The 14,261-nt window shown below is 49.4% G+C and carries 10 protein-coding genes and 3 pseudogenes; 8 read left to right on the forward strand and 5 right to left on the reverse strand.

Annotated features, from left to right (window positions below; translation table 11 throughout):
- The 5 genes and pseudogenes from IZU26_RS03300 to IZU26_RS03320 all read left to right on the forward strand — a co-directional run.
- Nucleotides 1–1,290, forward strand: a complete 1,290-nt coding sequence (locus tag IZU26_RS03300) for a class I SAM-dependent methyltransferase (RefSeq protein WP_433276758.1) — start codon at nt 1–3, stop codon at nt 1,288–1,290.
- Between the two features lie 134 nt (nt 1,291–1,424).
- The gene (locus IZU26_RS03305; RefSeq protein ID WP_433276759.1) at nt 1,425–1,655 is read left to right on the forward strand and encodes a hypothetical protein; all 231 of its coding nucleotides are present in this window, start codon (nt 1,425–1,427) and stop codon (nt 1,653–1,655) included.
- A gap of 15 nt (nt 1,656–1,670) precedes the next feature.
- Nucleotides 1,671–2,246 (forward strand): annotated as a pseudogene (locus IZU26_RS03310) (Rpn family recombination-promoting nuclease/putative transposase); the annotation flags it as partial.
- Nucleotides 2,247–2,428: 182 nt separating this feature from the next.
- Nucleotides 2,429–2,665: pseudogene (locus IZU26_RS03315) on the forward strand (hypothetical protein); the annotation flags it as partial.
- A gap of 160 nt (nt 2,666–2,825) precedes the next feature.
- Nucleotides 2,826–3,491, forward strand: a pseudogene (locus tag IZU26_RS03320) (hypothetical protein); the annotation flags it as partial.
- 246 nt (nt 3,492–3,737) lie between these two features.
- Here IZU26_RS03320 and IZU26_RS03325 read toward each other — a convergent pair.
- Nucleotides 3,738–4,868, reverse strand: coding sequence for a hypothetical protein (locus tag IZU26_RS03325; protein WP_433276761.1), 1,131 nt, complete (start codon nt 4,866–4,868; stop codon nt 3,738–3,740).
- Between the two features lie 524 nt (nt 4,869–5,392).
- Here IZU26_RS03325 and IZU26_RS03330 point away from each other — a divergent pair.
- A complete protein-coding gene (locus tag IZU26_RS03330; protein ID WP_433276763.1) occupies nt 5,393–6,247 on the forward strand; it encodes an Rpn family recombination-promoting nuclease/putative transposase in 855 nt (284 codons plus the stop codon).
- A gap of 70 nt (nt 6,248–6,317) precedes the next feature.
- Nucleotides 6,318–7,784 carry a DUF6938 domain-containing protein gene (locus IZU26_RS03335; protein WP_433276765.1) on the forward strand — a complete coding sequence of 489 codons (1,467 nt, stop codon included), beginning with the start codon at nt 6,318–6,320 and terminating at the stop codon, nt 7,782–7,784.
- A 60-nt stretch (nt 7,785–7,844) separates the two neighbouring features.
- On the opposite strand, the gene IZU26_RS03340 is transcribed toward IZU26_RS03335, so the two are convergent.
- From IZU26_RS03340 to IZU26_RS03355, 4 genes are all read right to left on the reverse strand, one after another.
- Complete coding sequence (locus IZU26_RS03340; RefSeq protein WP_051169972.1) at nt 7,845–8,471, reverse strand: hypothetical protein; 627 nt, start codon at nt 8,469–8,471, stop codon at nt 7,845–7,847.
- Nucleotides 8,472–8,503: 32 nt separating this feature from the next.
- Nucleotides 8,504–9,796 carry an AAA family ATPase gene (locus tag IZU26_RS03345; RefSeq protein WP_433276768.1) on the reverse strand — a complete coding sequence of 431 codons (1,293 nt, stop codon included), beginning with the start codon at nt 9,794–9,796 and terminating at the stop codon, nt 8,504–8,506.
- Between the two features lie 12 nt (nt 9,797–9,808).
- The gene (gltX, locus tag IZU26_RS03350; RefSeq protein WP_433276770.1) at nt 9,809–11,383 is read right to left on the reverse strand and encodes a glutamate--tRNA ligase; all 1,575 of its coding nucleotides are present in this window, start codon (nt 11,381–11,383) and stop codon (nt 9,809–9,811) included.
- 95 nt (nt 11,384–11,478) lie between these two features.
- Nucleotides 11,479–11,928, reverse strand: coding sequence for a low molecular weight protein-tyrosine-phosphatase (locus IZU26_RS03355; protein WP_433276772.1), 450 nt, complete (start codon nt 11,926–11,928; stop codon nt 11,479–11,481).
- A 314-nt stretch (nt 11,929–12,242) separates the two neighbouring features.
- Here IZU26_RS03355 and IZU26_RS03360 point away from each other — a divergent pair, with 314 nt between their 5' ends.
- Nucleotides 12,243–14,213 carry an FAD-dependent oxidoreductase gene (locus IZU26_RS03360; RefSeq protein ID WP_433276774.1) on the forward strand — a complete coding sequence of 657 codons (1,971 nt, stop codon included), beginning with the start codon at nt 12,243–12,245 and terminating at the stop codon, nt 14,211–14,213.
- The last annotated feature ends 48 nt before the right edge of the window (nt 14,214–14,261 follow it).

Consider the following 14,261-nt stretch of genomic DNA (forward strand, 5'->3'; position numbering starts at 1 on the left):
ATGATACTTTCGGTAACGTTTTCAAAACCGGTAAAAAACGTCGAAGCGATTTTGGGCAAACCGTACACCCGCATAAAAATAAAGCGGCACGCAGCTTCTTCGGGCAAAGCGTATTTTGCGGAAAAATTTACCGCGACGCAGGCCTTTCAGGAGTATTACACGGAAGAAGAATTCGGCGATTTTTTGAAAGCGCACGCGGGTACGACGTTTAAAAACTGCGTCGAGCGCACGGAAACCGAAATCATCACGATACTCGGAAATAAAAACGGAAAAACGACGACGCTCCGAAAGTCGATCGAAAACGTACCTCGCCGGCAATTCGGCTCGAACTGCGGTGATACGGAATGCGGCGATGCAGAACGCGAAAATTCCTGCGCCGGTCAATCGAGTGCGAGAGGACACAACCGTACAAAAAATTACCTCATCCTCGAAGGAAAGCCCGCGCCGTTTTTCGTGCTTCTCGGAGTGATGACGGCCGAAGGAAAAGTCGTCGCGTCGAAGTACGATAAGTTCCGGCAAATAAACCGCTTTCTCGAATTCATCGACGATATCATTCCTGCTGTCATGCGCGCGGTAGGCACTTCGCGCCCCCTCCGAATCATCGACTTCGGTTCGGGAAAATCGTACCTCACCTTTGCGCTTCACTATTATCTCAAAGAGATAAAAAAAATCGACGCGCTCATTACGGGACTCGATTTGAAAAAAGACGTCGTCGCTTATTGCAATAAAACGGCGGCGGCGCTCGGAGCGGAAGGGCTCGACTTTGCCGCAGGGGACATCGCCTCTTATGCGGACGGAGATAAAGCCGACATCGTCATCACGCTGCACGCATGCGATACGGCGACCGATTACGCGCTCGCCTATGCCGTAAACTGCGGCTGCAAAGCGATTTTAAGCGTACCCTGCTGTCAGCACGAACTGAACGCCGCGCTCGATAAAAATACCGCAGACGCCGCGTTCGCACCACTTTTAAAATACGGCATCATCAAAGAGCGTTTTGCCGCTCTTGCAACCGATGCGCTCCGTGCCGAATACCTCGAAAAAGCGGGATACGACGTCAAGCTCCTCGAATTCATCGCGCTCGAGCACACGCCGAAAAATATTTTGATCCGCGCCGTCAAACGGGAATCGGACAGCCGCACAAAAGGAAAAGCGAATGCTGCCGCCGCTCAAGCGGAAGCCCGCGCAAGCAAAGAAGCAAAAGCGCTTACCGATGCGCTCGGTGCCGAGCCGATACTGCGGAAGTTGCTGCAGGAATCGGGCGCTGCCGAACAGGAAACAAAACACTGAATTCGCTTCGATGCTGCAGAGTGCGAGCGGTAAAATCAATGAGATTCTAAGAAGATTGCCGTATCCGCAGTGACCGTAAAAATACTACCGATTTCGTCCGTATTGTGTTATACTATATACAGGAGGGTTACACAGTGCGGAAAAGTTTTGACGAACTGACAATCGCAGACGACTATATGTTCTGCGCCGTTATGGAAGACGCCGCCCTCTGCAAAAAATTACTGAACATCGTGCTTTCCGATACGATCGGTACGATAACGGAATTGAACTACCAAAAGACATTTGCAGCAGGCAGCAGCAAGGGAATCCGCCTCGACGTCTGGGCGGGCGACGACAGGGGCAAACTGTACGACATCGAAATGTAGACGACCGATCAAAAGAACCTTGCAAAGCGATTGCGTTATTATCAATCGGCAATCGATGTCGGTATTTTGAACAAGGGCGGCGACTATAACGATTTGCCCGACACGTTTATTATTTTCTTTTGCACATTCGATTATCCGAATCGGGGACATCCCGTGTATACGTTTAAGAATCTCTGTGAAGAAGATCCCGATCTGTTGTTACCCGACGGCGTGACAAAGGTTATTTTAAATAGTGCGGCGGCCGCAAAAGAGACGGATCCTGAATTGAAAGCGCTGTTGGAATATATGAACGGCATAAAGGGCGAAAACGGATTTATCGGAGAACTCGAAAGCAAGATTCGGGAAGTAAAGGAAAACGATGAAAGGAGGCGCGAATATATGATAATGACTGCATTTGAAGCCGACGCGCGACGGGTCGGTATGCTGGAAGGTGTTCGACAAGGCTTTTCACGCGGCGAAGCACAGGGCTTTTCCGCCGGTTCGCATCAAAAAGCGCTTGAAACGGCAAAGAACTTGCTCGCTCTCAAATTATCGATCGAAAACATTGCAAAAGTGACCGGCCTCACCGAAGAAGAAGTCGAAAAGCTGTAAATAAATTATTAATCGGTGATGTATAGTGTATAATTAATCGGTTCATTGTAAATCGATTTTACCGCTCTCATTTCTTATACCCTTCTTTTATATCCTCAACGTCTTTTCGATAATTTTTTTCAAAAAACTCCGAAATCGCAACATTTCCGCGATATATATGGTGAGTATTTTTCGGAGGTTTTATGGCAAAATATAATCGTCGGTACAAAGATTCGGTGTTCGTCGATTTTTTCGGCGAAGACAAAAACGCAAAGGCGAATTTCCTTTCGCTCTACAACGCGCTCCACGGTACAAAGCTCGATACATCGACCGAGCTCGAACCGCTCCGTCTCGAACAGGTCATGTACATGGCTTTCCGCAACGACATCGCCTGCCTCATCGACGGTAAGATCATCGTATTGGTAGAACACCAGTCCACCGTTACTCATATCCGTCCAAATAGCGCCGGATATGAGTAACGTCGAGTTTGTCTTTCAGACAAACGTCGCATATCCATTGCTGTTTCTCATTACATTACGAAACAGCATAATTAATCGACTCGTAATTTTGAAAAATTACTCGCCGATTAATTCTAAGGAAATCAACGCGAATATGCCGCTTCGCTTTTTGCAGTATGCCGCGCGCCTCTATGAGCGCATCGAAAACCCGCGCGACCGCTATCTCCGTAGGCTTAAAAAGATCCCGACGCCGGAGTTCTACGTGTTCTACAACGGAGAAGAAGATTACCCCGAAACTGCAACGCTCCGTCTTTCCGACGCTTTTATGACGATACCTCAAAAACCGAGCCTCGAACTCATTGTCAGCGTGACGAATATCAATTATAATAAGGGAAGTGAAATCTTACATGCGTGCAAACCGCTGAAAGAATACACGCTGTTCGTAGATGTCGTGAGAAGACACACGAAGCTCGACAGCGAAAACGGCTTTCAGAACGCGATCAAAGAGTGCATACAAAACGACATCTTACGGGAATACTTACAGCGAAAATCGCGGGAGGTGATGAATATGCTTATAGCCGAATACGATTATGACGTGGACATAGCTGTACAGCGGGAAGAAGAACGGGAAATCGCACTGCAGGAAGGTATCGCACAAGGGAAACAGGAAGGCGAAGCGAAAGGTTTTTCTGAAGGCTCATATCAAAAAGCACTTGAAACGGCAAAAAACTTACTCGGCATGGGGCTATTGATTAAAAACATCGCGCAAGCTACCGGCCTCTCCGAAGCGGAAATCGAAAAGCTGTAAGGCAGCGCATTCCGCAAAACGCGGGACGCACACCTCGATTGCTCAAGTCCACAGTTCACCCCTACTCCCCGCTTTTTCTCAAGCGCACGCCCCACACCGCCCCCGCATTCCGGCAACTGCCGCGTACACGTTTGCCCGCTCGTCACGCGCATTCTCCCCGCTATAAAAAAATCCCGCAACGTATGCTGCGGGATTTTTGCCCTACCCGTACAGAGCGCACGGGTCGGTTGTCAAATAAAGTTCAGCTTAGAAAGCGATCTTCATAGCGACAGGGATCGAAAGTCCGAATACAGGAGTACCTTTTGCAGGCGTATCGCTGTAGATCGGAATCGCAGCCTGTACGGCACCGGAAACGGTTACGTTTTCAACCGGTTTCACTGTCGTACCGACTTGGAATTTAATGTTATCCTTTCCCTGATATGCTTTTGTATTCTCATCGAAATATCCGAGTTCACCGAAGAGCGTAAACATATCGTTCAACATATAGCTTGCATTGAGCGCGATGTATTTACCGTCGGTATATGCTTTATTGTCGCCTTGTTTAGCTGTTTCAAGAGAGTAGTTACCCATAACGGTGAAAGAAAGCGCATCGAGCGGCAAAATGCGTACACGCGCGTCGAGACCGATCGTCGTATTGTCGGTTGCGCCGCTATTATCGAATGCAAGCGTACCGCCGACGGCGAAGTCGAGCATATCGATCGGCATCATACGGAAATACACACCGGTTACTGCAGTGTATGCTTTCGGCACTTTTACATCAGCGATGATCGTAAAGAGCTTGGACTGATATGCGGCTTCAAAACCGTAACCGCTCTTGAGGTGCGGGAAACCGGGTTTGGAATCGAAAATGGCGGCTTTTACGAGAAGCTTCGCATCGCCGATCGGGAACGTATAGTCACCGATTGCGGCAAGGTTCTCACCGTTCGTCATATTGTTCGCATCGACACCGACATTACCACCAATTGCCGTACCGAATTTATACGCTTCGACAAACGAAATGCTAACGATTTTGCCTACAGCCTGGCGCATGCGCAGACCCATCGCGTTCGTTGAGCGGCTGGCAAATTTACCTGCGGTGAATTTAAGCGCACCGACATTGAACCATCCCAATACATCACCGACACCGAGAATTGTAGCAGTATCCAAATCAAAATTGACTTCCGCCGTAACGCCGGCATTTTTTCCCGCAGCATCAATACCGATATGCGTATCGTCAAGATTATCCTGCACAAAGTATGCCGCATCCGGATCCGTGTCCTTTTTGAACGTCCAATCCGCGGCGGTAACCTTCGTTCTGAATTCAACTCCGGTCGTAACTTGTGCGAATGCGCCCGCGACGAGTGCGGATGCAAGCACAACACCTAAAATCTTTTTCATACAAAAAACCTCCATTTTTGCATCGGCTGCCGGACCGACGGTCTTTTTATGACAGCCGTAGTTAACAGTTGATACAACTGTAATTCTTTTTTAATATAGCACAAGCCGGCTCCGCTGTCAACTCTTTTTTTGCTTTCTAAAACACCCCTATTTCCCCTTCGTTTCACGGGAAATTTTTAAAAATGCGTTATCGAACGCGCTCCGGGCGGCACAAGCTATACGGTGCGATCCGATTGATGATGTGTCATTCGGTAATCGATTCATTATACACCGTTTCGGCGCCGATATCATCGTCTTAGTCGAACATCAGTCCGCAATAAATCGGAATATGCCGCTTTTGCAACGAGCGCGGAGCGCGAAGTTCCCCGCGCCACTTGCAACGAGCGCGGAGCGCGAAGTTCCCCGCGCAGGAAACGATGTTTCCATTTATTTCCACAAAAAAGCGCGTAATTTGCCGCTTTGTAAACGATATATATTGCAGCGGCTTTCTTTGCCGCGCTATCTCAATAACCGAAGGTGCAGCTATGGAATATACCCATAAACCCGTCGAAGAACTCACCTTTACCGACGACTTTATGTTCGGCACGATCATGAAAAACAAAAGAATTTGTAAAGGCGTATTGGAGCGCCTTTTACATATCAAAGTCGGTAAAATAGAATATCCCTCCCTGCAAAAAACGATCACTCCGTTTTACGAAAGCAAGGGCATACGCCTTGACGTCTATGTCTTCGATTCCGACCGCGTATTCGATATCGAAATTCAAACGTCGATTCCGCCTTTTCTTCCCAAACGTACGCGTTATTACCAAAGCCTTATGGATGTCGACAATCTCTTGCGCGGTCAAAGCTACGCGGAATTAAAAGAGAGCTATGTCATCTTTATCTGTACGCAGGATCCCTTCGGTAGAGGTTTACCCGTATACGAGTTTTGCAATATCTGTACCGCCGACGGCACTCTTTTTCTTGATGACAAATCGTATAAAGTATTTTATAATGTGGGTGCCTACGGTAAAGAGGATGAGCCTGAATTGAGCGCATTGTTGGAATATCTTTGCGAGAGGCGGGCGACGAGCGGTTTTACACAGCACATCGATGCGCTTGTCGAAAAAGCGAAACGGAACGAAAAGTTCAGGAGCTGGTATATGTCGTTGAATATACGGGAAGATGACTTACGTATGGCAGGTGAAAAGATCGGCTTTGAGCGGGGAATACGCAAAGGCAGGAGAGACGGACTCTTACAAGGCCGACGCGACGGTATCGCCGCGGGTTCATATCAAGCAAAGCGGGAAACGGCAAAGCTGATGCAGCGAGAAAGCTGTTCTGTCGATTTTATACGGCGGATGACCGGCCTCACAAAAGAGGAAGTCGAAAAGCTGTAAATCCCGCTCACCGCAATCGACAGTCAAGCCGCGCCTTGCTCCGCGCCGTCCCTTGCATTACAATAGCACTATGAACCCGCACGGCTCTTACACTCAGGCGTTCGGCAATCCGATCGCGCCGTCCGAAGTGCGCTTTGCTTTTTTCAAATACCGCGTATGCCGTTTTCTTTTTTCTCGGGACGATACGCCCGTCGAACCGGGAGCCGTCGCCGCAGGGGAAGCGTACAACGATTTCGGTATGCTCACGATCGTCGACAAAAACAAAACGAAAGGAAAAGTCCGCGATATACAATCGAAACACGCGATCATCATCGGTACGATCCGCATGGGATTCGGACACTGGCGCATCGCAATCGCGATGGCGTCTGCGGCGAAGCACTTCGGCTATACGCCCTATCTTTTGGATTTGACGGCATTCGACGGAAGCACGGCACAAAAATCGATACGCTTTTTGCAGTATTGGTACGACGTGCTTTCGCGCGTTTCGCAGCGCTGGAAGTGGTTCAATAAACACGTTTGGGAAAAAGCGACGTCCGTCGGGAGCAGACCGCTTTCGACGTCGGTGAACGAACGCATCCTCTCGCAGCTTTTCGAACCGATTTTGGAATTGATTCCCGAAGACGTGCCGCTCCTTTCGATGCACCCGTGGGTCGGACACGCGGCGATCATGGGCGGCGTCAAAAACGTCGTCAGCATCATCCCCGACAATTATCCGATGGGATTTTGGCTCGTCGAAGGAAGCCGTCACACTGTGCAGTCGCCGTCGGCATATATGGGTTACCGTACGCTCCTTTCGATGGACGGCAAGTACAAAATCACGCGCTGTCTCGAACCGGACACGCTGCTCGAAACCGGTCACTACGTCGATTACGAAATCGTATCGGCAATCGAAGGAGACTGCAAACGGCGGATAGAACGCATGAAAGAAGGAAAGCCCCGCCGCTTTTTGCTTACGATGGGAGGAGCCGGAGCGCAGGCACGGCGTTTTGCGGATATCATCGAAACGTGCAAAACATTTATCGAAAGCGGCAATGCCGCGTTTTTCGTAAACATGGGAGATCACGCCGGACGATGGAAAGAACTCAAAGCGAATCTCGATAAGAGCGGCGTTTCATATACGATGCACACCGATTGGAATGCGACAAAGCGCTTCGTCAAAGAAACCGAAACGGACGACGTGCGTGGCGTTCACGTATTTTTACACGACGAATTCTACGCGGCCGTCTACTTAACAAATTTGCTGATGCGCGTAAGCGATATCATGATCACAAAGCCGAGCGAACTGTCGTTTTACCCGATACCGAAATTGTTTATCCAGCGCGTCGGAAAACACGAAGCGTGGGGTGCAATCCGCGGCAGCGAAATGGGCGACGGCACGATCGAAACGGAAAACACATCCGACTTGCACCGCACGCTCGCGACGCTCATAGAAACGGACGATCTGCTCGAAATGTACATCAAACACATACGGCAAAACGCAAAAGCGGGCGTATATGACGGCGCTTACAACGCGCTTCGATTTGCGTGCAAGGGGTAAACGCTCATTGCGGCGGCGCGAAGGACGAAGCGACTGTATACGAGGAACGTGAGCGGGGGCTCATCGAGCATCGTTATATTTTTCTACGGTACGTTTAAAATTATTAAAACTCGGCGATTTATTGTTGCAGACGTCCATATAGGGCGCTATCGTCGAAGCCCACTTTGATTTCTGCGTACCGATCGCTTGAAAACCGTCCTTTTTCAATTTTAAATGTCCGCCCTTACAGAGGGCATCCGCAAGCAGTTCCCATGTCCCGCAAATGCTGTCGTTTTTATAGCGGAGTAACACATTGTCGAGCGCCTTCGGATACGCTTTTTTAATCGCAGCTATATCGCCAAGCAGCCACGCTTCCCCTTCTTCTATGGCAAGACAGAATTCCGCTTTGGGCTTTACCGGACAATTATCCGACAAAGATTTCAGTTCGGATAAAAATTCTTTTTCATTACGGTCATCCAAATCGCATACGACGATAAGAATTTGTTCTTTGTCGACTTTATGCACATTACCGTATCCCCGCAATAATCGCGGAAGCTGTTCCAATAAAATCCTATTCGATACGCCGTGCGCGGTTTTCAGATTTTTAGGGATTATACCAAGTCCTTTGTACGCGTGAACACGAAAAGTATTTTTTGTATGTATAATAATTTTCGGCAGCAAATTATCGAGCATCGCTTTACCGGACATATCTTCCACCAATATTTCATAATGCACGGCGGTTAATCCTTATCCAAATATTCGCTATACCACAGACTTCCCAACGGAATACCTTCAGCAACCATATCTTTTACCAATGTATCATCGCTTGCACGATGAATTGCAGAAAAACCGTCGGCTTGCTTTTCAAGGATCCAAACTTCGTCCGGTTCAAGAGCGTTGACAAAATACGGCTGATGGGTTGTAATAAATAATTGGGAGCCGCTTTTTTTTTCGGCTGCATGTTCACGAAACTCAGCTGCGAGGATTTCCAATAATCTATGATATAAACCGTTTTCAGGTTCTTCTATACAGATAAAGGAATGAGGTTCGGGATCCTCCATGAGCAGCATATACGTAAACATTTTAAGCGTTCCGTCGGACATTTGCTGCGCGTAAAACGGCGCTTTAAATCCCTGCCCGTAAAATTTCAAAAGCAAACGTCCGTCGGAAGAAATTTCGGTATCTATTTTTTCAAGCCCCGGTATTTTCTTGGCAATGCGTTCTAAAATCCCTTTGAATCGTTTCGGATGTTCCCGCTGCATAAACTGTACGACATTCGCAACGTTATCACCGTGCACATCGAGATGCTTTTGTACGCCCGCAAGCGGCAATGCACGAGCCGAATCCGGAGAAAAGTAACTGACATACCAACCTTCGATAAATTTACGAAAGGCGGTAATACGGGGATGTTGCTTTAATGCTCCCAATGTCGTAATTGCCAAATGCCGGTTATCGTTAAGACGTACCACTTCCGTCTCATTTGTTTCTTCCGTTTGATCACCCGATTCGATTTTTGAAATAAGCGGATTTACATCAAATACCGTATGCTCATCTTCCTCAATTCGTTTTCCCAATGTTTTTCCTTTCCATGCAATACCCGTTCCGTCATTTAAAATCAAAAATGAAAACGGTCGGCCGTGTCCCTCTCCTCTTCGCCGCTGTCGCAACCGTTCGGTATAGATAAAAGGTCTCCGATTCTTATCCAATTTTATCGAAAATTCATAAGTAATAGGGCTTTCTTCCGCACTCTCCCGATAATACAATTCGAATGCCATAGGTTCATCTATGTTTTGACCTTTCGAAAAAATCTTTTCAAAGCCGCCGCGCACATCGCACGCATCTTCCACGCCCGTTTTTAAACAGTCGGCGATAAAACCGAACGCTTCAAAAATACTGCTCTTACCGCTTCCGTTCTTTCCGATAACGACGGTAAGAGGTGTCAAAGGTCTATTACGATTATTCCATAACTTTCCGAGTGTAATATCTTTCAGAGCTTTGTAGTTTCGGATTCGAAATCCCTGTATTTGAGGCATATTACCCCCCCCCTAAAACTTTTCGAGCGTCTTTTCGATCCGCGAAAGACACCGCTCTTTTCCGAGTATGAGAATCGAGCCGATAAGCGGAGGACTTATTCTGCTGCCGGTTACCGCCATGCGCACGGGCATCATAAAATCTCCGAGCTTTACGCCGAGCGCTTCCGCTTCCGTCCTCGCAAGATTTTCCGCTTCTTCATGGCTCATAGCGAAAGCCGCGTCGACGAAATTCTTTGCGCGAAGCAATATCTCTTTCGTTTTCGCCGCGTCGAGTTTTTTCGGAACGATCTCTTCGACGGGAGGCACGGCCGGTTCGGTAAACAAAAAGCGCACCATTTCCGCGGCGTCGGTCAAATAGTGGAGCCGCTCTTTAATAAGCGGCATGAGGCACATGAGGGCGGCTTTTACGTCGGCGCTTGTCATCTGCATGGAAGCGTCAACGCAAACCGGTTCGCCGTCGTTTCCGAGCGCGATACCCGAATATTCCGGCCCCACGCGCGGAGGCGGCAATTCACCGTCGGAATGGATCGGAAGAGCGGCATCGCCCGTTCCCGTGATAAACGGCAGCGTCATGCGGTAAAGCGCTTCATCCGAAAGCATACGGATATACTGTCCGTTATACCATTCGAGTTTTTTATAATCGAATACCGCAGGTGATTTATTTAAATGCTCGATTTTAAATAAGCGGCACAGCTCGTCGAGCGAATACATATCTCTGCCGTCTTCGTACGAACAGCCGAGCATCGCAACATAATTGATAATCGCTTCGGGAAGATAACCGCGCGCGCGGAATTCATCGACACTCGTCGCACCGTGCCGCTTCGAAAGCTTTTGACCGTCTTTACCGTTGACCATGGGCAAGTGACAGAATTCGGGATGCTTCCAGCCGAAAGCGCGGTACATCTGTACGTGCAGCGGCGTCGACGGTATCCACTCCTGCGCGCGCATTACGTGAGAAATATGCATAAAGTGATCGTCGACGATATTCGCCAAGTGGTAAGTCGGAAAACCGTCGCTTTTGAGCAAAACGGGATCCGGGCTGATATCTTCGTTTTTCCACGTGATCTTTCCGAGCAGATAATCGTGAAATTCCGTTTCGCCTTCGAGCGGCACTTTGAGGCGGATGACGTGCGGTTTTCCCGCCGCTATATTTTCCCGCACTTCTTCAGAGGTCAGCATACGGCAATGGCGGTCGTAACCCGGCGCCATTTTGTTTTCCGTTTGGATTTTTCGGATGCGCGCGAGGCGCTCTTCGTCGCAAAAACAGTAATAGGCTTCGCCCTTTGCGACAAGTTCTTCCGCATATTTTTTATAGAGATCGAAGCGCTCGCTCTGCACATAAGGGCCGTAAGGGCCGCCTTTATCGCCGCCCTTGTCCCAGTCGATGCCGAGCCATGCCATCGTATCGTACAAATTCTTAACAAATTTTTCGTCGTAGCGCGTACGGTCGGTATCTTCGAGGCGCAAAACAAATTTGCCGCCCTGCGAACGCGCAAAAAGATAATTGAACAGCGCGGTGCGCACACCGCCGATATGCTGCATCCCCGTCGGAGAGGGAGCGTAGCGAACACGTACTTCGTTTTCCATAACGAATCGATTATAGCAGAATAATAACGCTCACGCAATTACGCGCATTGCCCGATGTATGTATGCGCGGCGGCCGCGCGGAACGACGGATCCGCTTACGAAAGCTTTGCCGAAATCGCGCGGCAGCCTGCAAGCACGTCGTCCCACGTCGCATCGAAGTTTCCCGTATACCACGGGTCGGCAACGTCGCGATGCACGCCGCACCACTCGAGCAGCTTGCTCATTTTATGCGCGCGGTCTTCTCCGAACGTTTTCCGCATATAGTACAGGTTTTCGTCGTCCATGCCGATCAAAAAATCGTATGCGTCGTAATCGCTTCGTACGATTCTCCGCGCTGCACGCGCTTCGTGCGCCACTCCCATATCGTCGAGCTTTTTTCTCGTGCCGCGGTGAATATCGTTTCCGATCTCTTCGTTGCTCGTCGCCGCCGATTCGATAACGAAATCGCGTTCCCGTCCCGCCTTCCGTACCAAATCTTTCATAACGAATTCCGCCATCGGAGAGCGGCAGATGTTTCCGTGACAGATAAATAAAATGCGATGCATACCGTCAGTATACACAAAACGAAATAAAAAAAGGAGCCCTGCCGACGGCAGGGCTCCAGAAAGGAGAGGAGAAAGCAAATCAGATTACGTTTGCTCTTGCATTCACCTTTCAAACAGCGATCGCGCAAAAAAGGTTACACGCCGCATCGTTACAAAACGGTATTTTACATTGAATAGTTTTAAATATTTTGTTATATTCGATTGTGATACCCGCTTTTCATAAAGTACCATAAACATTATGGAAAAAATAATGGAAAATTTATCGCATAGCTTCGTTGTATGAAAATCATTTTATATCATTTGATGGAGGATATATGAAAAAGATTCGGCTTTTGCAAACGGCGGCGTATGCGCTTTTTGCAACTACATTCCTGTTCGGTGCCGGCGGAAAATCCGTTAAAAACGGAACCTACACGGCTGCGGTCGGCGGCATGAACGGCGACGTCGAAATAAGCGTTACGATCAAGGGCAAAAAGATCACGCAAGTCGAAGTGACGAAAGAAGCGGAAACGCCCGGAATCGGTACGCGCTTAAAAGACATCAACGGTAAGGTTGTAACGGCCGGCGGACTTTCGCCGGTGGATGTCATTCCTCAGCGGATCGTCGAAAACCAAAGCATTAACGTCGATGTCGTAACCGGCGCTACGATTACTTCCCGCGCGATTACGGCCGCGGTAACCAAGTGCTTACAGCAGGCGGGCGGCAATCTTGCCGACTGGAGCAAAAAGCAAAAACCCGCTAAAGCTCCGTCGAATGCGAGCGCCGATGTCGTCGTTGTCGGCGGCGGGGGCGCAGGTCTTGCAGCCGCAATCGCAGCCGGACAAAAAGGCAAATCGGTCATCATCGTCGAAAAGACCGGCGAAGTCGGAGGCGACACGCTCGTGTGCGGAGCCATCTACAACGCTGCCGATGAAGCGCTGCAAAAAAAAGTTAAAATGTCGGATTCGGTAAAACCGACGATCGAAAACGCTCTCGCGGAAAACCCTGCAAGCGACGAACACGCGGCTCTTCAAGCGGCGGTGCGCGCACAGTGGGACGCATACAAAGCAAGCGGACGCACGGATCTCTTCGACTCGAAAGAATGGTACGCGCTGCAAACGTGGAACGGCGGAGATAAAGCCGCAAACCTCGACCTCGTCAAAACGCTGGCATACAACGCATACAGCGGATTAAAGTGGATCGAAGGACTCGGCATGCGTTTTTCCGATAAGATTGCACAGGGCGCAGGGTCTCTGTGGCAGCGCACGCATACGAGCGTTATGAAACTCGGCACAGGTTTTCTTTCGACCTATATCGACAATATCGAAAAGATGGACAACGTTTCGCTCATGGTCGAAACGACGGCGAAATCTCTCGTCAAAGAAAACGGCAGAGTTACCGGCGTCGTCTGTGCGGACAGATATGGAAATAAATTTACGATTTCCGCAAAAGACGGCGTTATCCTTTCGACCGGCGGTTTCGGCGCAAACAGCAAAATGGTACAGAAGTACAACACGTCAGGCAAATGGAGCGATTTGAGCAAAGTCGGAACGACGAACCGCTTTTCCGCTTCTCAGGGCGACGGCATAACCATGGCGACCGCCGCGGGAGCCGCTCTTGCCGACATGGAACAAATTCAGCTTTTGTACCTCGGCAATTTGCAGGATGGTCAGATATCGAAATATACGCTGCGTGCGGCAAACGGTACCGATCAGATCATCTTCGTAAACAAAGAAGGTAAACGCTTTACGAACGAAGGCGGCCGCCGCGACAATATCTGTCTCGCCGTTTTCAATCAGCCGGAACAGTTCTACTACGTTCTCGAATGTGCCGACGGCGACAAATACAAAGACATCAACGATCCGTCGTGGCGGAGTGCCGACGGCTTTACGTTCGACTACTGCGAAAAAAACGGCTTTATGTATAAGGCCGACACGCTCGACGCGATGGCTGCAAAGCTCAGCATGAATGCCGCAGTTCTCAAAGCGACCGTCGATGCGTTCAACGAGAGCGTCGCTTCCGGACACGACGAGTTCGGACGGACGCTCTATTCGGTAAAACTTGAGCACGGCCCGTGGATTGCAACACCCCGTAAAGCGTGCATCCACCACACGATGGGCGGCATCTCCATCGACACCGATGCGCGCGTGCTCGACACGAACGGCAAAGCGATTCCCGGTTTGTACGCAGCCGGCGAAGTTACCGGCGACATCCACGGCGCAAACCGTCTCGGCGGCAACGCCGTCGTAGACACGGTCGTATTCGGCAAACTCGCAGGCGACACCGTCGTTGCTGATGCAAAATAACGATAGAGCCGATTGTATGCGATTATAAAGAAGAGGAAGTATCCTTGT

This window comes from Treponema sp. SP13 (genome assembly GCF_050938355.1).
GTDB classification, from domain to species: Bacteria; Spirochaetota; Spirochaetia; order Treponematales; family Treponemataceae; genus Treponema_D; species Treponema_D socranskii.